This window comes from Microbacterium sp. ZKA21, assembly GCF_050434165.1.
Lineage (GTDB): Bacteria > Actinomycetota > Actinomycetes > Actinomycetales > Microbacteriaceae > Microbacterium.
This window is the reverse complement of sequence record NZ_JBNPVV010000011.1, coordinates 40,979-65,961: the sequence shown is the minus strand read 5'-3', so window position 1 is coordinate 65,961 and position 24,983 is coordinate 40,979. Positions and strand designations below refer to the sequence as shown.

At 69.8% G+C, this 24,983-nt stretch carries 25 protein-coding genes and 1 tRNA gene; 7 read left to right on the top strand and 19 right to left on the bottom strand.

The features are described 5' to 3' along the window. Positions 1 to 199 precede the first annotated feature (199 nt). Positions 200 to 1,798 (top strand): SPFH domain-containing protein, encoded by a 1,599-nt coding sequence (locus tag M2317_RS18295; RefSeq protein WP_429462704.1) that lies wholly within the window; start codon positions 200 to 202, stop codon positions 1,796 to 1,798. Positions 1,799 to 1,856: 58 nt separating this feature from the next. Here M2317_RS18295 and M2317_RS18290 read toward each other — a convergent pair whose 3' ends face one another. From M2317_RS18290 to M2317_RS18280, 3 genes are read right to left on the bottom strand one after another with little or no spacing between them, the layout of a single operon-like run. After that, positions 1,857 to 2,591, bottom strand: a complete 735-nt coding sequence (locus M2317_RS18290; protein ID WP_429462702.1) for an ABC transporter permease — start codon at positions 2,589 to 2,591, stop codon at positions 1,857 to 1,859. Next, positions 2,588 to 3,349: an ABC transporter ATP-binding protein gene (locus M2317_RS18285; RefSeq protein WP_429462700.1), complete on the bottom strand. Its 762-nt coding sequence runs from the start codon at positions 3,347 to 3,349 to the stop codon at positions 2,588 to 2,590. The genes M2317_RS18290 and M2317_RS18285 overlap by 4 nt, the downstream gene beginning before the upstream one ends. A 41-nt stretch (positions 3,350 to 3,390) precedes the next feature. Further along, complete coding sequence (locus M2317_RS18280; protein WP_429462698.1) at positions 3,391 to 3,987, bottom strand: TetR family transcriptional regulator; 597 nt, start codon at positions 3,985 to 3,987, stop codon at positions 3,391 to 3,393. Between the two features lie 51 nt (positions 3,988 to 4,038). Here M2317_RS18280 and hrpB point away from each other — a divergent pair, with 51 nt between their 5' ends. Beyond that, positions 4,039 to 6,597 (top strand): ATP-dependent helicase HrpB, encoded by a 2,559-nt coding sequence (hrpB, locus tag M2317_RS18275; protein ID WP_429462697.1) that lies wholly within the window; start codon positions 4,039 to 4,041, stop codon positions 6,595 to 6,597. Here hrpB and M2317_RS18270 read toward each other — a convergent pair. From M2317_RS18270 to M2317_RS18245, 6 genes are all read right to left on the bottom strand, one after another. Then, positions 6,594 to 7,349 (bottom strand): AAA family ATPase, encoded by a 756-nt coding sequence (locus tag M2317_RS18270; protein WP_429462695.1) that lies wholly within the window; start codon positions 7,347 to 7,349, stop codon positions 6,594 to 6,596. The two genes, hrpB and M2317_RS18270, sit on opposite strands and share 4 nt — an antisense overlap. After that, on the bottom strand, positions 7,349 to 8,824 hold the full coding sequence (locus M2317_RS18265; protein ID WP_429462693.1) for an L-serine ammonia-lyase, iron-sulfur-dependent, subunit alpha: 1,476 nt from the start codon (positions 8,822 to 8,824) through the stop codon (positions 7,349 to 7,351). Before M2317_RS18265 ends, M2317_RS18270 begins: the two co-directional genes overlap by 1 nt. Before the next feature lie 93 nt (positions 8,825 to 8,917). After that, positions 8,918 to 8,990, bottom strand: a tRNA-Arg gene (locus M2317_RS18260). A gap of 79 nt (positions 8,991 to 9,069) precedes the next feature. Continuing rightward, entirely contained in the window at positions 9,070 to 9,336 is a 267-nt protein-coding gene (locus tag M2317_RS18255) for a DUF6510 family protein (protein WP_429462691.1), read from the bottom strand. Then, entirely contained in the window at positions 9,336 to 10,058 is a 723-nt protein-coding gene (locus tag M2317_RS18250; protein ID WP_429462689.1) for an FAD-binding oxidoreductase, read from the bottom strand. The genes M2317_RS18255 and M2317_RS18250 overlap by 1 nt, the downstream gene beginning before the upstream one ends. Then, entirely contained in the window at positions 10,055 to 10,648 is a 594-nt protein-coding gene (locus M2317_RS18245; RefSeq protein ID WP_429462687.1) for a sulfite oxidase-like oxidoreductase, read from the bottom strand. The genes M2317_RS18250 and M2317_RS18245 overlap by 4 nt, the downstream gene beginning before the upstream one ends. 537 nt (positions 10,649 to 11,185) lie before the next feature. On the opposite strand from M2317_RS18245, the gene msrB reads away from it, so the two are divergent. After that, complete coding sequence (msrB, locus tag M2317_RS18240; protein WP_429462686.1) at positions 11,186 to 11,635, top strand: peptide-methionine (R)-S-oxide reductase MsrB; 450 nt, start codon at positions 11,186 to 11,188, stop codon at positions 11,633 to 11,635. 16 nt (positions 11,636 to 11,651) lie between these two features. Here the strand turns inward: msrB and M2317_RS18235 are convergent, their stop codons facing one another. From M2317_RS18235 to M2317_RS18215, 5 genes are read right to left on the bottom strand one after another with little or no spacing between them, the layout of a single operon-like run. Further along, positions 11,652 to 12,227, bottom strand: a complete 576-nt coding sequence (locus M2317_RS18235; protein ID WP_429462684.1) for an asparagine synthase — start codon at positions 12,225 to 12,227, stop codon at positions 11,652 to 11,654. A gap of 28 nt (positions 12,228 to 12,255) precedes the next feature. Then, positions 12,256 to 12,903, bottom strand: coding sequence for a hypothetical protein (locus tag M2317_RS18230; RefSeq protein WP_429462683.1), 648 nt, complete (start codon positions 12,901 to 12,903; stop codon positions 12,256 to 12,258). A gap of 25 nt (positions 12,904 to 12,928) precedes the next feature. Beyond that, positions 12,929 to 13,582, bottom strand: coding sequence for a GntR family transcriptional regulator (locus M2317_RS18225; RefSeq protein WP_429462681.1), 654 nt, complete (start codon positions 13,580 to 13,582; stop codon positions 12,929 to 12,931). A 54-nt stretch (positions 13,583 to 13,636) separates the two neighbouring features. Then, positions 13,637 to 14,578 (bottom strand): GNAT family N-acetyltransferase, encoded by a 942-nt coding sequence (locus tag M2317_RS18220; RefSeq protein ID WP_429462679.1) that lies wholly within the window; start codon positions 14,576 to 14,578, stop codon positions 13,637 to 13,639. A 42-nt stretch (positions 14,579 to 14,620) separates the two neighbouring features. Further along, positions 14,621 to 15,490: a sulfurtransferase gene (locus M2317_RS18215; RefSeq protein ID WP_429462677.1), complete on the bottom strand. Its 870-nt coding sequence runs from the start codon at positions 15,488 to 15,490 to the stop codon at positions 14,621 to 14,623. Between the two features lie 463 nt (positions 15,491 to 15,953). Here M2317_RS18215 and M2317_RS18210 point away from each other — a divergent pair, with 463 nt between their 5' ends. After that, a complete protein-coding gene (locus M2317_RS18210; RefSeq protein ID WP_429462675.1) occupies positions 15,954 to 16,166 on the top strand; it encodes an ion channel in 213 nt (70 codons plus the stop codon). Continuing rightward, the gene (locus M2317_RS18205; RefSeq protein WP_429462673.1) at positions 16,163 to 17,779 is read left to right on the top strand and encodes an MFS transporter; all 1,617 of its coding nucleotides are present in this window, start codon (positions 16,163 to 16,165) and stop codon (positions 17,777 to 17,779) included. The genes M2317_RS18210 and M2317_RS18205 overlap by 4 nt, the downstream gene beginning before the upstream one ends. Positions 17,780 to 17,785: 6 nt before the next feature. On the opposite strand, the gene sufU is transcribed toward M2317_RS18205, so the two are convergent. The 5 genes from sufU to M2317_RS18180 all read right to left on the bottom strand — a co-directional run bounded on the left by sufU (position 17,786) and on the right by M2317_RS18180 (position 21,270). Then, positions 17,786 to 18,232: a Fe-S cluster assembly sulfur transfer protein SufU gene (sufU, locus tag M2317_RS18200; protein ID WP_429462671.1), complete on the bottom strand. Its 447-nt coding sequence runs from the start codon at positions 18,230 to 18,232 to the stop codon at positions 17,786 to 17,788. After that, on the bottom strand, positions 18,229 to 19,530 hold the full coding sequence (locus M2317_RS18195; protein WP_429462669.1) for a cysteine desulfurase: 1,302 nt from the start codon (positions 19,528 to 19,530) through the stop codon (positions 18,229 to 18,231). Before M2317_RS18195 ends, sufU begins: the two co-directional genes overlap by 4 nt. 28 nt (positions 19,531 to 19,558) lie before the next feature. Beyond that, positions 19,559 to 19,870, bottom strand: coding sequence for a hypothetical protein (locus tag M2317_RS18190; RefSeq protein WP_429462668.1), 312 nt, complete (start codon positions 19,868 to 19,870; stop codon positions 19,559 to 19,561). 120 nt (positions 19,871 to 19,990) lie between these two features. Beyond that, the gene (locus M2317_RS18185) at positions 19,991 to 20,893 is read right to left on the bottom strand and encodes a helix-turn-helix transcriptional regulator (protein ID WP_429462666.1); all 903 of its coding nucleotides are present in this window, start codon (positions 20,891 to 20,893) and stop codon (positions 19,991 to 19,993) included. A gap of 35 nt (positions 20,894 to 20,928) precedes the next feature. Beyond that, a complete protein-coding gene (locus M2317_RS18180) occupies positions 20,929 to 21,270 on the bottom strand; it encodes a DUF6804 family protein (protein ID WP_429462664.1) in 342 nt (113 codons plus the stop codon). 140 nt (positions 21,271 to 21,410) lie between these two features. Between M2317_RS18180 and helR the strand changes: the two genes are divergently transcribed. Both helR and M2317_RS18170 read left to right on the top strand, forming a co-directional pair. After that, on the top strand, positions 21,411 to 23,558 hold the full coding sequence (helR, locus tag M2317_RS18175) for an RNA polymerase recycling motor ATPase HelR (RefSeq protein ID WP_429462662.1): 2,148 nt from the start codon (positions 21,411 to 21,413) through the stop codon (positions 23,556 to 23,558). Positions 23,559 to 23,640: 82 nt separating this feature from the next. Beyond that, complete coding sequence (locus tag M2317_RS18170) at positions 23,641 to 24,978, top strand: hypothetical protein (protein ID WP_429462660.1); 1,338 nt, start codon at positions 23,641 to 23,643, stop codon at positions 24,976 to 24,978. Positions 24,979 to 24,983: the final 5 nt, after the last annotated feature.

Here is a 24,983-nt window from a genome sequence, read left to right as displayed (position 1 = left end):
GCGAAAGTCTGGTTCATCCCACCCGCCAACATCGACCCCAACCGCACCCCACGCCTCGGCGGCACCGCCCGCTACAACCTCGCCGCCTGACACCGATGCCGCCGCGCCGAAACGAGCGTCAGCGGCATCCGATCTGGCATAGTCGAAACCATATGTAGTCGCCGCGACGTCCGCGGATCGACTGGGAGGGACATACATCATGGAGATCGCCGGACTCGTCGGCATCCTCGTTCTCGTCGGCATCGGGGTCGTCATCCTGATCGTCGTCGCCCTGATCGCGCTGCTGTTCGCACGCAGCTGGATCAAGGTCGCACGCGCCGACGAGGCGCTCGTCATCTCGGGGCGCAAGCAGAAGGTGCAGCGCGCGATCGTCGCCGCCGACGGCACCAGCAGCTCGGAGATGTCCGAATCCCCCGTCACCGTCATCGTGAACGGCAAGTCCCTGGTCAATCCGATCACGCAGCGCCACGAGATCATCTCGCTGCGCTCGCGCCAGGTCTCGCTCAACGCCGAAGCCCAGTCGCTCGACAGCGTCACGCTCAACGTCGACGGCGTCGCGATCGTGAAGATCGGTTCCGATCCCCTCTACGTCCGCCGAGCAGCGGAGCGCTTCGCGTCGCAGGACGCCGCCATCGAGCAGTTCACCACCGAGCAGCTCGAGGGCGCCCTGCGCGGCATCGTCGCGACGCTGTCCGTCGTCGAGCTCATGCGCGAACGCAAGAAGTTCTCCGACCAGATCGCCGCCGACGTCTCGCAGGAGCTCGCCGAACAGGGCCTCATCCTGGACTCTTTCCAGATCAAGGGCATCACGGATGCCGTCGGCTACATCCAGTCCCTCGGCGCCCCCGAGATCCAGGCCAAGCGCCAGGCCGCCGAGATCTCGCAGACCAATGCCGACCGCGCGATCAACCAGAAGAACATCGCCAACAAGGAAGCCAACCTGATCGAGCAGACCGCGCTCGACACGAACACGGCCAACGCGGACGCCGGCATCGGCCGCGCCCGCGCCGAAGCCGAGCAGGCCGAGTACCTGGCCAGGGCACAGGCGGAGCAGGCCGTCCTCCAGCAGCAGGCCGAGAACAAGCAGGCGCAGCTCGACGCCGACGTCAAGCGCGTCGCCGACGCGCAGCGCTACGAGGCCGAGACCCGCGCGCAGGCCGAGCTGTACACGCGCGAGCGGGCCGCCGAGGCCGCAGCGATCGAGCAGGTCAAGCAGGCCGAGGCCCGCACCCGCATCGCAGAGCAGCAGGCGAAGGCCGACGAGGCCCGCGCACAGGGTGAGGCGACCGCGGCACAGGCCAAGGCCGAAGGTGAGGCCGTGGCACTGCGCGCCCTCGCCGAGGCCGAATCCGAAGCCCGGCGCCTGCGCGCGAGCGCGGAAGCCGACGCGATCCGCGCCGAGGGTGAAGCCCGCGCCGCGGCCGTCGAGGCCGAGGCGAAGGCCATCGCCTCCAACCAGGACGCCTTCCTGTCGCAGCGCGTGATCGACGTGCTGCCGACCATGATGGGCGAATTCGCCAAGGGCTACGCCGCCATCGGAAACGTCTCGATCATCGGCAGCACGGGCGAGGACGGCGCCTCCAGCGTCATCGGCGGCGACAGCGCCAAGGCGCTCAAGTCGGTGTTCGACAGCGTCAGCTCGGCGACCGGCCTCGACCTGGCCGCCATCATCCAGGGCCAGGCTGTCGGCCGCGGCATCGGAGAAGGCGTTGCGCAGGCGCAGGCCCCGGCTCCCGCCGCTGCCGCCACGAAGACGAACGTCGCCACTCCCCCGCCGCCCCCCGCGCCTGCGGAGTGAGCATCCGAAGGCGTCGGTCGCGCAGGTCGCACCGGCGCCTTCGTCCGTCTACGGAGTCCTACGCCGTCCGGCGCCGCAGCGTGAGCGACGCGAGCACCAGAGCACCGGCCGCGAACGCCACGACGATCAGCAGGGGACCGAACACGTCCCACCCCTTGTCTCCGGCGGTGACCGCGTTGATCGTGTCGATCGCATAGCTCAGCGGCAGCCAGTCCGAGATCGCGTACAGCACCTCCGGCATCTGATCGCGCGGCATGAACAGCCCGCCGAGGATGATCTGCGGAAACACCAGCAACGGCATGAACTGCACCGCCTGGAACTCCGTCTGCGCGAACGCACTCGCCAGCAGCCCGAGCGCCGTGCCGAGCAACGCATCCACGATCGCCACCAGGCCGAGCTGCCAGAGCGGTCCATCGGTCTCCAGACCGCACACCCAGACCGCGAACGACACCGTGACGACCGCCTGCAGCAGCGCCATCAGCCCGAACGCGAACGCGTATCCGAGAATGAAATCCGCCTTGCCGAGCGGCGTCGTCATCAGCCGCTCCAGCGTCCCGGACCGCCGCTCGCGCAGCGTCGTGATCGATGTGATGAGGAACATGACGATGAACGGGAACAGCGCCAGGATCGCGCCGCCGAACTGATCGAACACCCCTTCCTGGTCGCTGAACAGCCACGCGAACAGGCCGACCAGCAGGCTCGGCGCGATGAGCATCAGCGCGATCGATCGCGGATCGTGCCGCAGCTGCGCGAGCACCCGACCCGCCGTGGCGAACAGACGCCGGCCGTTCATTCGCCCGCCTCCCCTCGTGCCGTCCTTCGGGAAGTCGGATGCTCGCGCTGATCCCGCTCGATCAGCGCGAGGAATGCGGCATCCGGATCATCCGCTCCAGTGTCAGCCAGCAGCTCCGCCGGCGTCGTGTCGGCGATGATGCGCCCGGCCCGCATGAGCAGCAGCCGATCGCAGCGCAGCGCCTCGTCCATCACGTGGCTGGACACGACCATCGTCACGCCGCGGTCGGCGAGCCCGCGGAACAGTTCCCACAGTTCCGCTCGAAGCAGCGGATCGAGTCCCACGGTCGGCTCGTCCAGCACAATCACCTCCGGCGCACCGAGCAGCGCCATCGCGAGGGACACGCGCGTCTCCTGACCTCCGCTGAGCGAATCGACCAGCTGCCCGGCCTGGGCGCGCAACCCGACTTCGTCGATGACCCGATCGACATCACCCCGCGGAGCGTTCAGAAGCCCGGCCAGGTACGACAGGTTCTGCCGCACGCTGAGATCCCCGTAGACGGCCGCGCCCTGCGTGCCGTAGGCGACGCGGTGCCGCAGCTTCCGCGATCCGCCGGGCTCGCCGAGCACCGTGACGTCCCCGCCTGCGATCCGCTGCACGCCGACGATCGACCGCATCAGCGTGGTCTTTCCGCATCCGGACGGCCCGAGCAGTCCGGTGATCTCACCTCGCGGGATCGTGAGGTCGACACCATCGAACACCTGCGTCTTCCCCCGCCGCACCCGGAGGTCGGTGATCTCGATCGCATTATTCATCATGTGATGAATTGTTCTCCGCGTCGGCTCCCTCGTCAAGAGGATCAGTCGAACAGATACCGCTGCACGGTCGGGCCGATCCGCTCGACCAGGTCATCGACGGATGCCGATGCGAGCGGCACGAGCTTGAGCACGTACCTCGTCAGCAGCAGGCCAGCGATCTGCGAGGCGACCAGGCCGGCGCGCAGCTCGGCATCCGGCACGTCCAGCGCCCGCGCGATGCGCCCGATCAGCTCGCGGGAGAGGAAACCGGCCAGCATGGGCGTCGTCAACTTGCTGGCGATCGCGGTGCGCATCAGCATCACACCGCGGCGCTGCACGTCCGGGTCCTCGAACGCCTCGAGGATGTAGCGCACCAACCGCTCCCCGACCTCGTCACGGGAACCGGCCAGGATCGCCGGAACGTCCACATCCGGCCGCAGCGGCATCCCGACGGCCTCCGCGAACAGGTCGGCCTTCGTCCCGAAGTAGTGATGCACGAGCGCGGAATCGACGCCCGCACGCGCCGCGATCGAGCGGATCGTCGATCCGTCGTACCCGCCCTCTCCGAACTCGTCGACTGCCGCGGCGATGATCCGCGCCCGCGAATCCGTGCCGCCGCGCGGGCGTCCGCGCCGCCGCGGTGCGCGATGCTCGGTCATGCCGCTCAGCCTACGCGCCGATGCGCGCAGCGGACGCGAGAGACTGGAGGCGTGACCACTGCACCGTTCGACCTGCCGGAAATCGGTCGCGGACTCGCATTTGCCGCAGCGGCCGACGACCTGAATGCGGCGCTCGACCGGCACACCGCGGTCATCGTCAGCTCGCCTCCCGGTACGGGCAAGACCACTCTCGTCCCGCCGATCATCGCCGGCCGCGTTTCCGGCCGCGTGATCGTGACGCAGCCGCGGCGAGTCGCCGCGCGCGCGGCGGCCCGAAGGCTCGCCCACTTGGACGGGTCGGCGCTCGGGTCCCGCGTCGGCTTCACCGTCCGCGGCGAGCGTCAGATGCAGCGCTCCGCCCTGGTCGAGTTCGTCACGGCCGGCGTCCTGCTGCGCCGGCTGCTCGACGACCCCGGCCTGGAAGGGGTCGGTGCCGTCGTGATCGATGAGGTGCACGAGCGCGCGCTGGAGACGGATCTGCTGATCGGCCTGCTCGGCGAGGTGCGCGAACTGCGCGGCGACCTCGTCGTGGTCGCGATGTCGGCCACGCTCGACGCCGATCGGTTCGCCGCCGTCCTCGGCACGGATGCTTCACCCGCCCCTGTCGTGACCCAGACGGTTCCCGCGCATCCGCTCGACGTGCGCTGGGCGCCGAGCCCCGCCCCTCGGTTGGACGAACGGGGTGTGACGCGGACGTTCCTCGACCATGTCGCGCGCACGACGGTCGATGCGCACCGCGGCGTGGTGCGCGCCGATCCGACCGCCGACGCCCTCGTCTTCGCCCCCGGCGCACGCGAGGTCTCCGAGATCGCGCGCCGGATCCGAGATCTCACCGCCGAATTCGATGTCCGCGAACTGCACGGCCGGGTATCGGCTGCGGAACAGGATGCCGTGATCAGCGGTCGTCAGGGCGACGAGTCCGCGCGGATCATCGTCACGACGTCGCTCGCCGAATCGTCGCTGACCGTTCCCGGAGTCCGTCTCGTCGTCGACACGTGCCTGTCCCGCGCCCCGCAACGCGATGCGGCCCGGGGCATGAGCGGGCTGGTGACGGGCCCGACGTCCCGCGCCTCGGCCACCCAGCGCGCGGGGCGCGCCACTCGCGAGGGACCGGGCATCGTGGTGCGGTGCGTCGATGAGCGCACCTTCGCGGCCGCCCCCGCACGTCCCGTCCCGGAGATCGCGGCGACCGATCTCACCGACGCAGCCCTGCTCCTCGCCTGCTGGGGTGCACCGGGCGGTGCGGGCCTCCGGATGGTCGACCCGCTTCCGGCCGAGAGCCTGAGCGATGCCGTGGATGTGCTGCACGGACTCAGCGCGATCGACACCGACGGCCGCGTGACCGACGAGGGGCGGCGCCTGGCCCGCATCCCGACCGATCCTCGTCTCGCCCGCGCACTCCGCGACGGCACGAGCATCGCCGGGGCACGCACCGCAGCCGAAGTCGTCGCACTGATGAGCAGCGATATCCGTGTCGCCGATGCCGACGCCGCAGCGGCGCTCTCGACGCTGCGGAAGGGACGGAACCCCGACGCGCGGCGCTGGGAGCAGGAGGTGCGCCGCCTCTCGACGTTCGCGCACGGGCGAGCAGATGCGCGAGCAGAAGACGATCCGACCGGTCTTCTGATCGCGCTCGCCTTTCCCGAGCGGATCGCCCGGCGGGTGGATCGTTCCGCGGACGGAGCGGTGTACCTCCTGGCATCCGGAACACGCGCAGGGATCACCGGCCCGCTCGCCGGTGCCGAGTGGCTCGCCGTGGCCGACGTCGCTCGCGCGCAGGGTCGAGCGACGGCCGGCACCGGAGCGATCATCCGTTCGGCAGCGGTCATCTCGGAGCACCAGGCGGAGCGGGCGGCTACCCATCTGGTCACGGATCGTGTCGAGGCGCGGTTCTCCGATGGTCGCGTGACAGCTCGCCGCGAGCGCCGGCTCGGCGCGATCGTCCGCTCTTCCGTCCCCGTTCGCGTGCAGGCGGACGATGGCGGCAGCGATGCCGTCCGCCGTGCCGTGCAGGAGCAGGGGCTCGGCGTGTTCAGCTGGTCGGAGGCGGCGGATGGGCTGCGGCGGCGCCTCGCGCTGCTGCACCGCGAGCTCGGATCCCCGTGGCCGGATGTCGCAGATGCTGCGCTCCTGGACGCCCTCGACGCCTGGCTCGGGCCGGAACTGTCCTCACTCGCCACGGGGACCCCGGCCGCACGCATCGACCTGGCCGCGGCGCTGCGACGACTGCTGCCGTGGCCGGCGGCGCAGGACCTGGACAAGCTGGCCCCCGAACGCCTCGAGGTGCCCAGCGGATCACGGATCCGCCTGGCCTACCCGCCTGTCGACGATGCGACGGCCCACCCGGTCGTCGCCGTGAAGCTGCAGGAGTGTTTCGGGTGGGCCGAGACGCCGCGACTGGTCGGAGGGCGGGTACCGGTGCTGTTCCACCTGCTCTCCCCCGGCGGCCGTCCTCTGGCGGTGACCGGCGACCTCGCATCGTTCTGGGCCGGTCCGTATTCGCAGGTGCGTGCCGAGATGCGCGGCCGGTATCCGAAGCATCCGTGGCCCGAGGACCCCTGGTCGGCCGCGCCCACCCGGCACACGAAGCGCCGCGCCGCCGGCACCTAGTCGAGCAGATGTCGCAGATAGCGCGGCGGCGAATCCAGGAACGACCGCCAGTGCCGGACCAGTTCGAGATCCTCCCACTGCGCCTCGCGGATGCCCCATTCCCCGACCTCGAGGATGCGCGCGCCGGGGAGCGCAGCCAGCACAGGCGAATGCGTCGCGCACAGCACCTGCCCGCCGTCGTCGACGATCCGCTGCAGCACGGTGATGAGCGTCAGCGTGGATTGGAACGACAGCGCGGCCTCCGGCTCGTCGAGGCAGTAGAAGCCGGGATCGCGGAACCGGCTGCCCAGCAGCGCGAGGAACGATTCGCCGTGACTCATCTCGTGGAACGGCACATCCGGCATGCTCATCGACGGATTCGCCTCGAGATACGTGTAGAACGAGTGCATCGTCTCGGCGCGGAGGAAGAAGCCCCACCTGCTGGCGCCGATTCCGCGCTGCAGCCGCAGCCACTCCGACAGCGGCGACTCGGTGGGCCGCGTGCTGTGCCGCGCATTCCGGGACCCGCCCTCGGGCGACAGGCCGTACGCGATCGCCACGCCCTCGACGAGCGTGGATTTGCCGCTGCCGTTCTCGCCGACGAGGAAGGTCACCCCCGGCGCGAGGTCGATCCCTTCCTGCAGCACCTGCGCGACCGCCGGGATGCTGGCCGGCCATCGGCCCGGCTGCACCGATGCATCCTCGACCGGCTGCACCGACACCACCGGCTGCTCGCGCTTGCGTCGGCTCCCCGGCTCCCAGATCGACTCCATCAGCACTCGATGACGTTGACCGCGAGTCCGCCTTCGCTGGTCTCCTTGTACTTCGTCGACATGTCCAGCCCGGTCTGACGCATCGTCTCGACCACGGCATCCAGCGAGACGTAGTGCTGCCCGTCGCCTCGGAGCGCGAGCCGCGCCGCCGTGACGGCCGTGGATGCCGCGATCGCGTTCCGCTCGATGCACGGGATCTGCACGAGCCCGCCGATCGGGTCGCAGGTCAGCCCGAGATGGTGCTCCATCGCGATCTCGGCGGCGTTCTCGATCTGCCGGTTCGTGCCGCCCATGACGGCGGTGAGGCCGCCGGCGGCCATGGCGCACGCCGAGCCCACTTCGGCCTGGCAGCCGCCCTCCGCACCCGAGATCGACGCGTTGGCCTTGAACAGCGACCCGAGCGCCGTCGCCGTCAGGAGGAAGCGTCGGATGCCGCGGCGACGATTGGCCTCCGCGACCGCCTCCGGATCGAGCGACTCGGGATCGACGGGCTCCGTCGGCGACTGCAGCAGCGCACTGCCGACCAGTTCGCCGTGCGGTGTCACCGCGTTGCCGGATCCGAGACCGGAGTCGGCGAGGAAGCGCCACCAGTACATCGCGACGGCGGGCAGGATGCCGGCGGCGCCGTTCGTCGGGGCCGTGACGACGCGCCCGCCCGCGGCGTTCTCCTCATTCACGGCCAGTGCGAACGCACCCAGCCACTCCCCGGGGATCTCGCGTCCGCTGTCGGCCTCAGCGGTCTCGAGCTGGGCTCGGATCGCCGCGGCCCGGCGCTTGACCTTCAGGATGCCGGGGAGCACGCCGTCCGCGTGCAGACCGGCATCCACGCAGCCGGCCATCGCGTCCCAGATGGCGTCGAGTCCGGCGGCGACCTCCGCCTCCGGACGGAGAGCCGTCTCGTTGCGTCGCGCGATCTCGGCGATCGTGAGCCCGTGCTCATCGCACAGCTCGATGAGGGTCGCGGCATCCCGGTAGGCGAACGGCTGCTCGGCTGCGGTGAGCGGTGCCTCCTCGCCGTCACGGCGGATGAATCCCCCGCCGACGGAGTAGTAGGTCTCCTCGGCGATCACCTCGGCATCCGCGCCGTAGGCGATGATCGTCATGGCGTTCGGATGCGCGGGCAGCCGGGTCCGCGGGGCGAACACGATGTCGTCCTTGTCGAACGCGATCCCCTGCCGCCCGGCGAGCAGCAGCGGAGCACCCTCGGGATACGACGCCCAGGCCTGCCGCACCTCGGCGGGGTCGCACGTCTCGGGGCTCAGCCCCCGGAGCCCTGCGACGACGGCATCCGGCGTACCGTGCCCGATGCCGGTCGCTCCGAGCGAGCCGTACAGCGTGCAGGTGACGCGGGCCACGGCATCCAGCGGGATGCGGTGGACGAAGTCCAGCGCCGCGCGCATCGGCCCGACGGTGTGCGAGCTCGACGGCCCGACGCCGATGGAGAAGAGGTCGAAGGCCGAGACGTACGCAGTCACATGTCCAGGCTACGCTGACGATCGTGGACCGAAGCGCAAAGAGAAAACCCCATCGCTTTCGCGACGGGGTTTCAGTACTGTCTCAACACAGTGTGCGCCCGAAGGGACTCGAACCCCTAACCTTCTGATCCGTAGTCAGATGCTCTATCCATTGAGCTACGGGCGCATGGCCTGTTCGGCAGAACGCTTTCCGGGCCGTCGTCAAGAATACATGAGGATCAGCGCCGGAGCGAATCGAGACCGCATCACGCCCGGATCGCGCCGAGCGCCCCGATCACGAGCCGCGGATCCGCCTGCGCATGCAGCACCGTGAACAGCGTGCGGGTACAGGATCGGCACCGCACGATCGCGATCTGCCGATCGAGCTCCACGACCGCCTCGGCGAAGCACGCCTCGCTCCCGCACCCCGCGCAGGTGCCGAACAGCGCCGTCACATCAGCCCCGAAGATGTCGAGCAGCATGCCCGCTATCGCGTTGCCGTCGACGACCGTCGACGCATTCACGGCTCTCATCATCCACCTCCGAATCGTTCGGTGCGCACGCGCGCCGGATCATGCCCGAGCTGCACGAGAATGTCCGCGACGTGCTCCACGAAACCCGTCGGCCCGCAGACGAAGACGGCGGGCTGCTCGTCGGCGGGCCAGATGCTCGACCGCAGAACATCCGCATCGACACGTCCGACCACGCCATCCCACTCCGGCGGCGCCGATCGCGTGTAGACCCAGCGCACGTCCACTCCAGCATCCGCAGCGAGAACGAGTTCGTCGCGGTAGATCGCATCGTCGGGGTTGCGCACGGAGTACAGCACCCGCACGGATGCGCCCGTCCCGGCATCCGCTGCCGCCCGCGCCATGGCCATCAGCGGGACGACTCCCGAGCCTCCCGCGATCAACTGAACAGGGCCGGCCGACTCCGGACGCCAGACGAAGTACTGCCCCAGCGGTCCTTTGACTTCGAGTTCGTCGCCGGTCCGCAGGTCGCGCACCAAGTAGGGCGAGACCTCGCCGTCCGGGACCTCGTCCACCGCCAGCTCGATGGTCTCGCTCGGTCCGTACGACCCCACGGAGTACGATCGCACGGCCTGATAGCCGTCCTCAGCGGTGAGCCGGATATCGACGTGCTGCCCTGCGAGGTTTCCCGGCCACCCCGGCACCTCGAGTCGGATGCTGCGGGCCGAAGGCGTCTGCGTGCGCGTCTCGATCACCCGCGCCGGACGCCAGCCCCCGACCGTCACCAATAGCGCTCCTCGGTCCAGGGGTCGCCGTGCATGTTGTAGCCGTTCTGCTCCCAGAATCCCGGCGCGTCCTCGTCCATGAGCGTCAGCGCTCTGATCCACTTCGCGCTCTTCCAGAAGTAGAGGTGCGGCACGATGAGTCGCGCCGGGCCGCCGTGCTCCGGATCCAGCGGTTCGCCCTCGAACTCGAACGCGATCCACGACTGTCCGCCGAGCAGATCGTCCAGCGCGATGTTGGTCGTGTAGCCGCCGTAGGAATGGGCCATCGCGTAGGACGCCGCCGTGTCGGTGTCCGCGAACAGGGTGTCCAGCGACACGCCTCGCCAGGTCGTGCCCAGCTTCGACCAGCGGGTCACGCAATGGATATCCGTATGGACATCCTCGATGGGCAGCGCGTGCAGTTCGTCCCACGTCCACGAGATCACCTGCCCGACCTCGTTACGGATGCCGAAGGTCCAGTCCTCGGTCTCGATCCGCGGAGTCGGGCCGGCGGACAGCACAGGGAAATCCTCCGTCAGGAACTGCCCCGGCGGCAGCTTCGGATCGCTCGCCCTGCGATGGGCGCCGAATCCGCGAGAGATCACAGCCATTCGCTCTCCTCCTCATCCCCGCGATGGATCGTTCATCGGATCGAAGAGATCCGCACCGATGATGACCACCGTCTCATCTCCGGCGTTGCGCCACCAGTGCTCTGTCGTCGGCAGCACGATCGCGGGGCGACGCGCTCGACCGCCACATCGGAATCGGCCGCGAACTCCAGGAACGTTCCCGACAGGACGTAGAGGATCGTCGGACGGTTCTCGTGCGGGTGTGCTGCGATGACGCCCCCTGGCTCGACGGCCACACGCCGCATGCGCGGGTGCCGCACGCCGGCCAGAATCGAACCTGCGGTGGCTCCCAGTCAACCCGAGTGCCTTGCACGAGGGGGAGTGATCCCGCCTATCGAGTTGTGAAGCAGTCGGAGTACGTAGTCGACGCACGCGCACTACGTACTCCGACCCTGTCCTCGGTCCGGAATGCTCATGACAAGTCACAGCGCGCTCCCAGGTCCGAGGGACCAGATCCGGCTCACGCGACGTTGACTCAGATGACGTCGCAGCCAGCAACGTCGGACAAGGAGACAGATCATGTCGAACGTGTACCGCAAGACGGACGAGGCCCTGCGCGCCCTGACCGAGGACCAGTTCCGCGTCACCCAGCAGGACGGCACCGAGCCCGCGTTCCGCAACGCGTACTGGAACAACCACGAGGCGGGCATCTACGTGGACGTCGTCTCGGGACAGCCGCTGTTCTCGTCGACCGACAAGTTCGACAGCGGCACGGGATGGCCGAGCTTCACCCGCCCGATCGACGCGGATGCCGTGACGACCCGCACCGATCGCACCCTGTGGTCAGCGCGCACTGAGGTGCGCTCGTCCGGAGCCGACAGCCATCTGGGCCACGTGTTCCCTGACGGCCCCGCCTCTGCCGGAGGCCAGCGCTACTGCATGAACTCCGCGGCTCTGCGCTTCATCCCCGCCGACCAGCTGGATGCCGAGGGCTACGGCGAGTATCGAGGCCTGGTCGACAACGCCTAGAACCGGCGGGCGCGGGTCAGGCGGACTCGGATGCCGCCTCTGACTCGCGCTTGCGGCGAGCGCGCTGCTCGGACGAGAGCGCTTGCAGATCGACGAGGCGCAGCGCCTGCATCCGCGCCTCGCGCATCGTGTCGTAATCCGGGTCCTGATCGGGTCGCATCCCCTCGACCCGCAGCCGGCGGTCGAGGTTGTGGCGCACGTCGGCCCAGGCGGCCGAGCGCGCCTCCTCGACCAGGGCGAGCATCTTCTCGTCGTCCTCGGCCATCGCCCGCAGCCGTGTGGCGACGCCGGTGGACTGCCGGGCGCGACGGCGCAGATTGCGCACATCGCGGTCGCGGTAGTCGTGCGTGCCTGACGGATCGGAATGCCGGCCCCGCGCCCGCTTGCGCAGCTGGGTGACCAGCGCCGCGGCATCCTCTGATTCCTTCGCCATCGCCAGGAGCGATTCGCGGGCGTCCTGCAGGTAACGATCCGTGTCGAACACCCCACCCTGTGCGATGGTGCCGACGAGGATGTGGTTCTTGACCGCCAACCGGGTCGCAGCCGTCGCGATCGCCACGCCTTCCGCGATGGCATCCGCTGTCCGACCCACGTCGACCTCCCTCCTGAGATCGTACCGGTCAGCGGACGGCGCCGACCCAGATGGCCGACGCCCAGGCCTGCTGATCCGCATCGCATCCGACGGCGCCGGCGTACCCGCGCACCAGCGCCATGCAATTCGCCAGGAACTCCGGGTCCCCGCCGAACAGGCGGTGGTATCCGTCGGAGTCGTTCAGCGCGCCCCACACCTGGAACTGGTGGATGTGCGCGAGCTCGTGCGCCATGGCCCAGTTCAGCCGATCGTCGCTCCAGGTCGCCACATCAGAGCGGTACTTGATGTAGCCGTTGCTGTTCGCGCAGGCCGCGGCCGTGCCGCCGGCGCAGGACGAGGACTCCTCGAGGCCCACATCCCCGCCGCCGACCAGATCGAGGGCCGCCCGGACGCGTGCGTAGCCGTCCACTCCGGATGCCTTGGTTGAGGATGCCGCGAGCACCCGCTCCCCCCTCGGAGCGCCCTCAGGGCGATCGGCGGCGTGGGACGCCGCGGCCGCTTCGCGTTCCGCGATCACGGCACGCGCGCGGACGTCCTCGTCCGCGGACCCCAGGTCGGCGGAGCGCACCGCGGCCTGAAGCCCGTGCCCGACCGGGTGCTCCTGGTCGGCCTGCACGACGGTGGCGGCACCCCACACCAGCAGCAGTCCGCCGAGCACGCACAGGGCGAACGGCACGAAGCGCACCCCGATCCGCCCCATGTCAGTCGACGACCCGGCTGGTGTCGAGCAGCCGGAGTTCGGCGGCCGCCCTGCCACGGGCGAGATGCTGCGGCACCAGCTCGCTCAGCAGTTCGACGTCGCGCGCGGCGATCGCGTCGTAGAGCTTCTCGTGCTCGGCCAGCATGCCGTCCAGGTCTTGGTGCTGCCCGAACAGCCACCGCAGCCTCGTGATGAACACGCCGACGAGTTCGCGGAGCATGTCGTTGCCGGCCATGCTCGACGCGACCTCGTGGAACTCGCCGGCGGCGGCGCGACCTGCGATCAGGTCTCCGTCCGCCGCAGCGGCACGCTCACGCGCGAGCGCCGCCCGAAGCTGCGCCAGCTGCTCGTCATCGTGGCGTTCGGCGGCGAAGGCGAAGATCAGCGTCTCGATCGCCTCGCGCACTTCCGCGAAATCCTGGATGTCGCGCTGGGTGAACTCCCGGACGACCGCCCAGGTCCGCGGGCGGGCGATGACGATGCCCTCCCCGACGAGGACGCGGATGGCCTCGCGCACGGGAAGTCGGGAGACGTTCAGCTCGGCGGCGATGTCGCGCTCGACCAGACGCGAACCGGGGGCGCGCCTGCCCAGCATGATGTCCTCGCGCAGCACGCGTGTCACGCGCACCGACTCGAGCTCCGAGCCCCCTGTCATGGATGGATTCTCCCACCTGCCCGGGGATCGCACCACTCTGGTATCCCAAAGCCCTCAGAGCGTCTTGACCACGAGCTCCTGGACCCGCCGGTAGCCGAGCTGCTCGTACAGCGCGACCGCCGCCGTGTTGCCGCCGAACACATGCAGGCCGAGGGATGCCGCGCCCATCCGCCGCGTCTCCCGCTCGGCCGCGAGCATGAGCGCGCGCCCGTATCCGCGGCGCTGGTGCGCGGCATCCACAGCGATGTCCAGGATGAAGCCGTGCGGCACGCCGTCGCGCACGCGCCGGCTCAGCCACAGCACGCCGACCTCCTCGCTGTCGACCGCGGCCGTGAAGAGCTGCTGCCCGTCGGTGTCGACGCCATCCGGCAGCTCGACACCGAACTGACGCCGTGCCTCGGCGGCGGCGTCCTCGAACGAGATGCGCCCGGTGGCCGCGAGCTCCTCGGCGAAGCCCCGCTCGGCATCGGCGGCGAATCGCTCGAACCGCTCACGCGACATCGGCGCCACGTCGACGTGCTCATCCGCGTCCGTGCGGTCCGGCAGCGGTTCGAGCAGCATCTGGATCGACGACGCCTCGAACCCTCGTCCGTCCAGCAGGCTGCGCGTCTCCTCGTCGCCCAGGAAGGCATCGGCCGAGAGCGTGACTGCACCGGTCTCGCGCGCCAGGCGCTCGATCAGCGTCATGACGGCATCGCGTTCGTGCCGCTCGAGCTCCCGTTCGGCGTGCACGTCGATCAGGTACGCGCGCTCCCCCGGCAGGCTCAGCCACGTCGTGCCCACTTCGACCTCGTCGATCAGGATGCCGAGCACCGCGGATGCCCGGCTCTCCGCGCCCGCCTGGTGCATCTGCGTGATGATCGCGTCTGCGTGCTCATCGGCATCCGCTCCTGGGCGCAGCCCGGAGTCCCGACGGCGCCGGATCAGGCGCTCGCGCACGGCGGCGCGCCAGGAATCGAAGCGGTCGGGGGGCAGCGGCTCCAGGCGGACGGTCACGGAGTCCATCCTGCGCCCTGCGCCGATGGCCCGTCCACAGACTCACACGGCGGAGAGTCGCCCGTTCGGGAGGATGCCCACCGCGACGGGGAGCCCGCGACGGTTCGACCACTCGCTCCACGAACCGGGATACACCACGGCCTGGATGCCGGCGTGCTCGAGCGCGAGCACCGTGTGCGTCGACGCGATCCCGGAGCCGCAGTACACGGCGACCGGCACACCCGCGCGCACCCCTGCGCCGGCGAAGACGCGACGCAGGGCATCCGGATGCCGCAGTCGCCCGTCCCCGTCCAGCACCGCCATGGCCGGCAGATTCACCGCCCCGGGGATGTGCCCGCCGACCGGGTCGAGCGAACTCTGCACTCCGCTGTACTGCTCCGGAGTGCGCACGTCCAGCAGGACTCCCGTGCGCGCGAACGCCTCGACGTCCTCGAGGTCGATCTGCCCGTCATCCGACGCGGCCAGCTCGACGTCGCCCGGCTCGGGCAGCACGTCCCCGGACTCCAGCGGCAGGCCCTCGGCGACCCACCCGCGGATGCCGCCGTCGAGAACCCGCACGTCGACACCCGCACGCCGCAGCAGCCACCACAGCCTCGCCGCGGCGACGCCGCGGTTGTCGTCGTACGCGACCGCGATATCGGAGACGTGCAGACCCCAACCGCGCGCGGCGGCCTGCAACTGCTCCGCCGACGGAAGCGGATGCCGCCCCCGCTCCGGCTGTCCGCGGTCGGCGAGCTCGTGGTCGAGATCGACGTAGACGGCTCCGGGGAGATGTGCGCGGACGTACTCGGGCCGGCCCTCCGGTCGGTCCAAGCGCCAGCGCACATCGAGGACCCGCACCACCGGGCCTTCACCGTGTTCGGCGCGTCGCTGAAGATGGATCAGCTGCGCCGGGCTGACGAGATTGCTCATGGCCCCAGCATCCTGGGCCGCGCCGGATGCCGTCACGGGCTCGCGACATGCCGCTTCATGCGGCGCAACACGAGGTCATATGCGTCCGGATGACTTCGTGAGCGCATCTGGAACTCGCGCCGCCGTACTGCGATACTCGCCTCAGATCGCCGATGACAGCCTCGCCACACTCACCGGCAGCGAGGAGCGAGCATGGAACAGGGCACGACGGGCGGCCGTGGGGTGATGCGCAGGTGGATCGAGATCGTCTCCGGACCCGGATCAGGCTGGCGAACCGGCTATTGGCTGGTTCTCGTTCTGCTCGTCATCTCCTACGGTCTGTGCGCAGCGCAGTCCACGACGGATCCGAGCCCGATCGCGTTTCTCGTCCAACTCATCACGGTCGCGGTGACGCAACCTGATCGGCCTCACGGGCGAAGACCCGATCTTCGGCGACACGAGTCCTGATTCGCTGTCCGCACAGTTGTTCTTCTCGTTCACCACCCTCACGACGACCGGCTTCGGGAACATCGTTCCCGTCGGCCCCGGCGTGCAGAGCGTCGCCGTCGCAGAAGCGATCACCGGTCAGCTCTTCCTCATCACCGCCGTCGCCCGGATCATGCGAGGGGCACGCAAGCCGGCGGACATCGCGCCACCCGACCCCCGGTCCACACGGCCGATGAAGGATGCATCGTGAAGAGATGGAACGTCGTCATCGTGCTCGGCCTGGCCCAGTTCGTCATGGTCCTGGACGGGACGGTCATGAACGTCTCGATCTCCACCGTCGTCGCCGACCTCGACACGAGTGTGGCTGCCATGCAGGCCGCGATCACCTTCTACACCCTGACGATGGCGGCATTCATGCTGCTCGGAGCGAAGCTGGGTGACGTCTGGGGCAGACGCCGCGCCTTCGTGATCGGCTCCTGCATCTACGCGATCGGTTCGCTCATCACGGCGTTGAGCCCGAACGTGCAGACGCTGTTCCTCGGCTGGTCGATCGTCGAGGGGCTGGGCGCCGTGCTTGTGATCCCCGCGATCGCCGCCCTCGTGGCGGACAACTATCGGGGAAGCGACCGCGTCACCGCATTCGCCGCGATCGGGGCGGTGTCCGGTGCCGCGGTCGCGGCCGGTCCGCTGATCGGCGGGTTCGTGACGACCTACTTCGACTGGCGCTACGTCTTCGTCGCCGAAGTCGTCATCATGGTCGGTGTCGTGCTCTTCGCTCGCATCATCACCGACGCGAGCGAACGTCAGCGGGTGCGGATCGATCTCCTCAGCATCCTCCTGTCCTCCGCAGGGCTCGTCCTCGTCGTGTTCGGGATGCTGCAGAGCAAGACCTGGGGCTGGATCATTCCGCTGCACGTCCCCGTGCTCGCCGGCGCACCCCTGGCACCGCTCGGCGTCTCCCTGACCGCTTGGTGCATCGGCGTCGGCGGCGTGCTCCTCGCCCTGTTCGTCGGGCGTCAACGACGCCTCATCGCGCACGGCCGGTCTCCGCTCCTGCATGTGGAGCTGTTCTCGATCACTGCGCTGCGCAGCGGACTCTCCGTGCTCGGTGCACAGTACGCCGTCACGGCCGGGCTGTTCTTCATGGTGCCGGTGTATCTGCAGATGACGCTTGGGCTGGATGCGCTCGAGACCGGGATCAAGATCTTCCCGCTGTCGATCTCGCTGATCCTGTTCTCCATCATCGGGACGCGACTGTCGAGGCGGTTCTCGCCCAGACGCATCGTGCGGATCGGTCAGCTCGTCCTCGTCGGCAGCGCGCTGCTGCTGCTCGGGGCCACCACCGAGGACCTGCGCAGCGGCCTGTTCGCCCTCGGGATGTTCCTGGCCGGCAGCGCCCTGGGCCTGCTGGCCTCTCAGCTCGGCAACGTCAACATGTCGAGTGTCACGGAGAAACAGACCAGTGAGGTCGGCGGACTGCAGGGAGTCTTCCAGAACCTCGGTTCGTCGCTCGGCACGGCGCTCATCGGTTCCGTGCTGATCGGGGCCCTGTCGACGTCGTTCGCTTCCGGCGTGGCGGCCAGCAGCCTCCCGGAAGAGACGAGGGCGGTCGTCTACGCCGCGACGGAGGCCGGGGTCACGATCGTGCCGGCCACTGACGTCGACGGCCTGGCGACGGACGCGGGCCTGGACGAAGACGACGCGGCAGCGCTCACCGAGATCTACCGCCAGTCGCAGCTGGCATCGCTGCGCGTGGCTTTCGTCGGCCTGATCGGGATCAGCCTGCTCTCGCTGCTGTTCTCGGGCGGCATCCCCGCGGAGAGGCCGGCGCCACGGCGTCGAGACGAGACAGCTGACGCCTGAGCATCGTCAGGCGTCGAGTTTGCGCAGCGCGTCCTCCGCGGCGACCCACGCGAGCATGGCGCACTTCACGCGTGCGACGTAGCGGGACACCCCGCCGAGCGCCGCCGCATCCCCGAGCAGTTCGGGGTCGGGCTCGATCTTGCCCCGGGAGCGCATGGCTTCACGGAACACGTCGATGCGGCGCTCGACTTCGACCTGCGGCATCCCCTCGACGAGTTCGGCGAACAGCGAGGCGGAGGCCTGCGAGATCGCGCAGCCGTGGCCCTCCCACGCGACGGCCTCGATCGTGCCGTCGTCCGCGCGGTGCACCTGGAGCGTGATCTCATCCCCGCAGGTCGGGTTCACCTGATGCGACTGCGACGGCACCTCATCGCGCAGCCCGTAGCCGTGCGGTGTGCGCGAATGGTCGAGGATGAGTTCCTGATAGAGGTTCTGCAGATCGGATGAGCTCATCGGATCCTCCCGAAGAAGTCGATGGCCGCAGCGACGCCGTCGATCACGGCATCCACGTCGTCGGCCGTGTTGTAGAGGTAGGTGCTGGCCCGCGTCGAGGACGTGACCCCGAGTCGGCGATGCAGCGGCTGGGCGCAGTGGTGCCCGACGCGCACCGCGATGCCGCGGTCGTCGAGGAACTGGCCGAGGTCGTGCGAGTGGATGCCGGTGACGTCGATGCTCGCCAGCCCCACGCGCGGTAGGTCGATCCCGGCACCCTGAACCCGCACGCCGTCGATCGCGCCGAGCCCATCGACCAGACGCTGCCCGAGCTCGGCCTCGTGCGCGGCGATCCGCGGCATTCCGACGCCGTCCAGGTAGCGCACCGCTGCGGCGAGCGCGATCGCCTGCGAGACCCGCTGCGTCCCGGCTTCGAAGCGCTGCGGAGGCGGCAGGTACTCGGCCTCGGTCGTCGACACGGTCGTGATCATCGACCCGCCCGTGAGGAACGGCGGCATCGCCTCCAGCAGCGCACGGCGCCCGTAGAGCGCGCCGACGCCGGTCGGGCCGAGCATCTTGTGCCCGGAGAACACCGCGAAGTCGACATCTAGCTCGCGCACGTCGACGGGCAGGTGCGGCACCGACTGGCACGCGTCGAGCAGGAACAGCGCTCCCACCTCATGCGCCGCGGCGACGAGGCGCTCGATGGGGTTGATCACGCCGAGCACGTTCGACACGTGCGTGACGGCGACCAGACGGGTGCGCTCGGTGATGTACTCGTCGAGTTCGTCGAGTCGCAGCGCGCCGTCGTCGTCGACCGGGATGACCCGCAGGTTCGCACCGGTGCGCGCCGCGAGCTCCTGCCAAGGGATGAGGTTCGCGTGGTGCTCCATCTCGGTCGTGACGATCTCGTCGCCCCGGCCGAGCCGCAGCCGTTCGGCGGCGACTCCCCCGCGACCGATCGATGCGTTCGAGATGGCATAGGCGACGAGGTTGACGGCCTCGGTGGCGTTCGAGGTCCACACGAGTTCGCCCTCGTCGGCGCCGACGAATCCGGCGACCGTCGCCCTGGCATCCTCGAAGACCTCGGTGGCTTCGGCGGCGAGCGTGTGCGCGCCGCGGTGCACGGCGGCGTTGAGGTTCAGCAGATAGTCGCGTTCGGCATCCAGCACCGCGAGCGGCCGCTGCGACGTCGCGCCGGAGTCGAGATAGACGAGGGGATGCCCGTTCACGGACGTCCCGAGAATCGGGAAGTCCGCCTTGAGCCGGAGCACCTCGGCGTCCGTCAGTGTGCTCGCTTCGATCCGGGGAGAACTCATCCCTCTAGGATCTCACCCGCGGCGGCTGTCAGTCCCCAGATTCGAGATGCTCCTCGATGAGCGTGATCCCGCCGCTGGAGTTCGCCGAGTTCGCCAGGTCGGTGATCCACGTCGGACTCAGTTCCGGCGGCTCCGGTTCCTCGAACACGAAACGCAGCGGAATGGACGGATGCAGCCAGAGCGTCGACCGCCCCGCGGGCTGACCCTCCGGATGCCGCCAGGACAGCGTGAAGCTCTCATTGCGACGCAGTTTCGTCGCGATGACGACCTTCAGATGCGCGAGCGCCCGATCCTCGATGAGGATCGGTTTCGCCTCGTCGCCGTAGTACAGCTGTCCCATGGGATGACGCTAGAGCCAGGGCGAGCGCGCGGGGCGCAGGGACCGGCCAGGTATCCATCTGCCGACGCACATGGTGCGCGGACTGTCATCACACGGCAGCCTTCGGCGCGGTCATCGGGCTCATGCGTCGGGGCGTGCCGTCGCTCCGGGCAGCACGCCGTACTCGGCGCGGAAGTACGCCGCGAATCGGGAGGGATGCGAGAACCCCCACCGTCGGGCGATCACCGCCACCGGATCAGCAGTTCGGATCAGGTCGCGGCGGGCGCCGGCGAGACGGGCGCGCCGCAGCGCGTCACGCGGCGTCGTGCCGAGCGCGCGCTGGAACGCGCGCTGCAGTCCTCGCGTCGACATGTGCACGGCGAGCGCCACGTCGTCGATGGTGATCGGACGGTGCGCGTTCTCGTCGATGAACGCCAGCGCACGGCGCACCGCGGCGGGTGCTGCCCTGGTCTGCGGCGAGAGCTCCATCGCGTCGCGGAAGTTCGTCGGGAACGCGGTGAGCGTCACGTTCAGTGCATGGCGCTGCAACGCGGCGAACACCAGCGCATCGCTGGACGCAGCGGACGAGAGCGCCCCCAGGAGGTAGTCGAACGTGCGGTTCCAGAGCTCGCCGGACGCGGCGTCCAGCGCCGCCGCGTCGTGCACCGTCAGTTCGAGACGATCGTCGCCGGAGATCTGGCGTGCCGCGCGCTGCGCGCCGTCGCGGTCGAAGATCAGCGCCTGGACCGTCGCCGGTCCGTCCCAGTGCGCCGTGATGGGGCGCCCGTCGGTGATCCATGCGGTGTCCGGCGCGAGCGACTTCTCCCCGGTGCCCACCCGCGCGCCTCCGCCGCTCACACGGCACGCGAGCAGCTGACCGCTCGGTGCCACCGTGGAGGTCACGCCCGCCGCGAGCTCGTACCGCACGACGGAGAGCCCAGGGAGAGTCGCCGACGCCCAGTCGAAGCGGAAGTCCCGCGGCTCCGCACGCTGCAACTGCGCCGTGGGGACGAACTGCCGCCACGTCTCTTCGACTCGCCCCACGTTCCGGGAGCGGAACCGGAGAACAGCCTCCACTGCTACGACTCGACTCTCCGGTTCTTGATGAGCGCGCCAGCGGTGAGGAACAGCAGCGCCCCGATCACACCGCCGACGGCCCACACCGCGTAGTCCACCTCGACCGCGACGATCGGGTTCCAGAACACAGCGACCGCGAGGAACACGATCGTCCACCACCACTGCCCGGCCTGGACGGCGAACCACGCGACGATGAGCGCCAGGATCGCCACGACGAACCGGACGATCGTGGCGCCGAGCCCGTCCGGGACGAGCGGCGAGAGGAACAGGGCGATCGCGGCGAGGATGCCCGGAGCGAGCGCGTTGCGCTGGAACTTCGGTTCCGTCGGACGGGAGGCGTGCATACGTCCAGTCTCCCAGGTGCCGACCCTGCCCGCACTTCCAGGATACCGGAGGGGTGGGGGCTTGCGGCAAGGGCCCCCACCAGGCGCATACTGGTCCGTCGCACCAGCCGATACCCGGCGGGCACCCGATCGGAGCTTGCGTGACACACCCCGTTTTCGACCTTCCCGACCGCCTTGCCGCCAAGGCGGATCCGGCCCTCATCCAGGGCGACATCGGCCACTTCGAGCGCATCACCGCCGCACTCGAGGAAGCCGTCGCCTCGGCATCCTCCCGCCTGGATGCGGTGCGGCACTCCCCGGCAGGCGTCGGCGGCGCGGCGGTCGAGCGCGACCTCGAGATCCACCGGCTGAACGCGCGACTGAACGTCCTGCGCCGGTACGGCATCGATCTGTGCCTTGGGCGCATGGTCCCCCAGCGCGGCCCCGCCGTCTACATCGGACGCGTCGGGCTGTCGGATGCCGCGGGCGATCCGCTCCTCGTCGATTGGCGGGCGCCCGCATCCGCACCGTTCTTCGCGGCCAGCCACGGCGACCCGATGGGGCTCATCAGCCGCCGGCGCTACCGCTGGACCGGCCGGCGCGTCAGCGACTACTGGGACGAGGTGTTCACCGCCGACGGGCTCGAGAACCGGGCGGCGCTGGACGACCAGTCCGCGTTCATCGCGAGCCTCGGCGCGAGCCGATCCCCGCGGATGCGCGACGTGCTCGCCACCATCCAGGCCGACCAGGACGCCATCATCCGCGCCGGGTCCGACGGCGCGCTCGTCGTGGACGGCGGCCCTGGTACCGGCAAGACGGTGGTCGCCCTGCACCGCGCCGCCTACCTGCTCTACGCCGAGCCGCGCATCGCGCGAGGCAGTGGCGGCGTGCTCGTCGTGGGTCCGCACGAGCCCTACCTCGCCTATGTCGACGACGTGCTGCCGAGCCTCGGCGAGGACGGCGTGCAGACCTGCACGCTGCGCGATCTGGTGCCGCAGGGCGCCGCCGCGGCTGCGGAGTCCGAGCCCCGCACCGCGGCGCTGAAGGCCGATGCCCGGCTTCTGGATGCCGTGGCGAACGCCGTTCGCGCCTACGAGCAGCCGCCGCAGCACGACCTCCTGGTCGAGACCGAATGGGCGGACATCCCGTTGACGCCGGACGACTGGGCGGACGCGTTCGATGCCGTCGAACCGGGAACCGCGCACGACGACGCCCGCCCGGACATCTGGCGCGCGCTCGTCGAGATCCTGTCGCGTCGAGCACGGGTGCCGCAGCGGCTGCTCGCCCCGGCGATGGCGGAGAACAGCCGTCTCGCTTCGGCATTCGATCGGGCGTGGCCGCTGCTGGAGCCGACGGCGCTGCTTGCTGCACTCTGGTCGGATGCCGCCTTCCTGGAGCGCTGCGCCCCGTGGCTTCCCGATGCCGGCATCGCCGCGCTCAACAGGGCGGAGGGCGCGCGGTGGACGGCATCCGATCTGCCCTTCCTGGATGCCGCGCGCCGACTGGTCGGCGACCCGACCGCCGAGCGGGTCCGGCGGGAGCGCGACGCGCAGCGGGCGGCCGAACGGGCGTACCGCGAGGACATCGCGGACTACCTCATCGCCAGCTCCGACAACGACCTGGGTCTGATGTCGATGCTCCGCGGGGACGACCTGCGCAACTCGCTCGACGACGACAGCACGCTGCCCGAACTCACCGCCGATCCGCTCGCCGGGCCCTTCGCGCACATCGTCGTCGACGAGGCGCAGGAACTGACGGATGCCGAATGGCAGATGCTGCTGGCGCGCTGCCCGTCGCGCAGTTTCACGATCGTCGGCGACCGTGCCCAGGCCAGGCACGGCTTCACCGACACCTGGGAGGAGCATCTGGCGCTGGTGGGGCTGCGCGATGTGCGGGTGTCGTCCCTGACGGTCAACTACCGCACGCCCGCGGAGATCATGGCCGCGGCCGAGCCGGTCATCAGAGCGGCGATCCCTGATGCGAACGTTCCGACCTCGATCCGCGAGAGCGGGGTCCCGGTGCGCCACGGCATCCTGTCCGATCTGGACGATCTGCTCGCCTCCTGGCTTGCGACGAACGAGGACGGCACGGCCGCGGTGATCGGCATCGACCACTGGCCCACGCCGCCTCGTGTGCTCTCGCTCACACCGGAGACGGCGAAGGGACTCGAGTTCGATCTCGTGGTGCTGCTCGATCCGGACGCGTGGGGCGACGGGATAGAGGGCGCCGTCGACCGGTACGTCGCGATGACGCGGTCGACGAGGGAGCTCGTGGTGCTGCGGAGCGCTACGCTCACCCGTGAGGGATGACAGCGGCGCTCGTGACGGTGCGCGCACCGGCACAGTGGAGCACGGACCGCCGGCGCGATCCGCAGACAGCGATGGGGGAAGCATGACCACCGAGACGCACACCGCAGAGCTGCAGGCGAAGATCGCAGCGCTCGAGGCCGAGAACGACTCGCTCCGCGCCGCGAAGCCGCGGCGCCGCCGCGTGCACGGTCGGAGCATCGTCGCGGGCGTCCTGCTCGTGGTCGCCGTGCTGCTCGCCCCGATCGCCGTGCTCGGCACGTGGGCGCGCGTCCAGCTCGTCGACACCGATCGGTTCGTCGCCACGTTCGCGCCGCTCGCCGAGAACCCGCAGGTGCAGTCGTACATCTCGGATCAGGCGATGGTCGCGATCGACGAGAACCTCGACATCCAGGGCATCGTCGACGACCTCGCCGACGGCCTGACCCAGCTCGACCTGCCGCCGCGGGCCGAGAGCGCCATCCAGCTGCTCACGGTTCCCGCAGCCCAGGGCATTCATGGCCTGATCGAAGACGCCGTGGACAGGGTCGTCACCTCCGACGTCTTCGCGGATGTCTGGCAGACGACCCTGCGCGAGACGCACTCGCGCGCGATCGCGATCATCCAGGGGCAGGAGGGCACGGCCGTGACCCTCAGCGACGACGGCACGATCGCCATCGACCTCGGCGTCGTCGTCGAGAAGGTCAAGGACTACATGGTCGAGAACGGGTTCGGCTTCGCCGAGGCCATCCCGGCGATCGAGAAGAGCATCCCCATCGCGACGGCCGAGTCGTTCGGGCTGATCCGCACGCTCTACCAGGTGGCCACGGCCGCCGGCTACTGGCTGCCGTGGGTCGTGCTCGGGCTGCTCGTGATCGGCATCGCCCTGTCGATCAAGCGACCCAGGGCCGTGGTCGTCACCGGCGCCGGACTCACGATCGCCTTCCTGGCGCTGCTGGGCGGGCTCGGCATCGGCAAGCAGTTCTTCATCGGCGCGGTGAGTCCATCCGTGATGCCCTCCGCCACCGCCACCGTCGTGTTCGACCAGGTGATCGAGCTGATGAACTCGACGCTCGTCGCGTTGACGGTTCTGGCTCTGCTCATCACGGTCGGCGCCTGGTTCAGCGGCCCCTGGCGTCCCGCGCGGAAGATCCGACGGATCGGTCAGGACGCCGAGAACACGCTGCGACGCGCAGCCGAGCGCTACGGCCTGAGCACCGGCGGTTTCGGGGCATTCCTCGACAAGGCCGCGACGGCCCTGCGCGTGATCATCGTGCTCGGCGCCGTCGCCATCTTGTTCCTCTCGCGACCGATCACGATCGGCGGGGTGATCTGGACCCTGGTCGGCGTCCTCGTGCTGCTGCTGCTCATCGAGGTCCTGCGGCGTCCGGAACCCGCGACGGCCGCCGCCGCGGCCGACCAGCCGGAGCGGGCCGCGGTCTGATCCCC

Coding starts and splice junctions, on each gene's coding strand:
- M2317_RS18295 (WP_429462704.1), top strand. CDS start 200: ATGGAGATCGCCGGACTCGTCGGCATCCTCGTTCTCGTCGGCATCGGG.
- M2317_RS18290 (WP_429462702.1), bottom strand. CDS start 2,591: ATGAACGGCCGGCGTCTGTTCGCCACGGCGGGTCGGGTGCTCGCGCAG.
- M2317_RS18285 (WP_429462700.1), bottom strand. CDS start 3,349: ATGATGAATAATGCGATCGAGATCACCGACCTCCGGGTGCGGCGGGGG.
- M2317_RS18280 (WP_429462698.1), bottom strand. CDS start 3,987: ATGACCGAGCATCGCGCACCGCGGCGGCGCGGACGCCCGCGCGGCGGC.
- M2317_RS18270 (WP_429462695.1), bottom strand. CDS start 7,349: ATGGAGTCGATCTGGGAGCCGGGGAGCCGACGCAAGCGCGAGCAGCCG.
- M2317_RS18255 (WP_429462691.1), bottom strand. CDS start 9,336: ATGAGAGCCGTGAATGCGTCGACGGTCGTCGACGGCAACGCGATAGCG.
- M2317_RS18245 (WP_429462687.1), bottom strand. CDS start 10,648: ATGGCTGTGATCTCTCGCGGATTCGGCGCCCATCGCAGGGCGAGCGAT.
- msrB (WP_429462686.1), top strand. CDS start 11,186: ATGTCGAACGTGTACCGCAAGACGGACGAGGCCCTGCGCGCCCTGACC.
- M2317_RS18225 (WP_429462681.1), bottom strand. CDS start 13,582: ATGACAGGGGGCTCGGAGCTCGAGTCGGTGCGCGTGACACGCGTGCTG.
- M2317_RS18215 (WP_429462677.1), bottom strand. CDS start 15,490: ATGAGCAATCTCGTCAGCCCGGCGCAGCTGATCCATCTTCAGCGACGC.
- sufU (WP_429462671.1), bottom strand. CDS start 18,232: ATGAGCTCATCCGATCTGCAGAACCTCTATCAGGAACTCATCCTCGAC.
- M2317_RS18195 (WP_429462669.1), bottom strand. CDS start 19,530: ATGAGTTCTCCCCGGATCGAAGCGAGCACACTGACGGACGCCGAGGTG.
- M2317_RS18190 (WP_429462668.1), bottom strand. CDS start 19,870: ATGGGACAGCTGTACTACGGCGACGAGGCGAAACCGATCCTCATCGAG.
- M2317_RS18180 (WP_429462664.1), bottom strand. CDS start 21,270: ATGCACGCCTCCCGTCCGACGGAACCGAAGTTCCAGCGCAACGCGCTC.
- M2317_RS18170 (WP_429462660.1), top strand. CDS start 23,641: ATGACCACCGAGACGCACACCGCAGAGCTGCAGGCGAAGATCGCAGCG.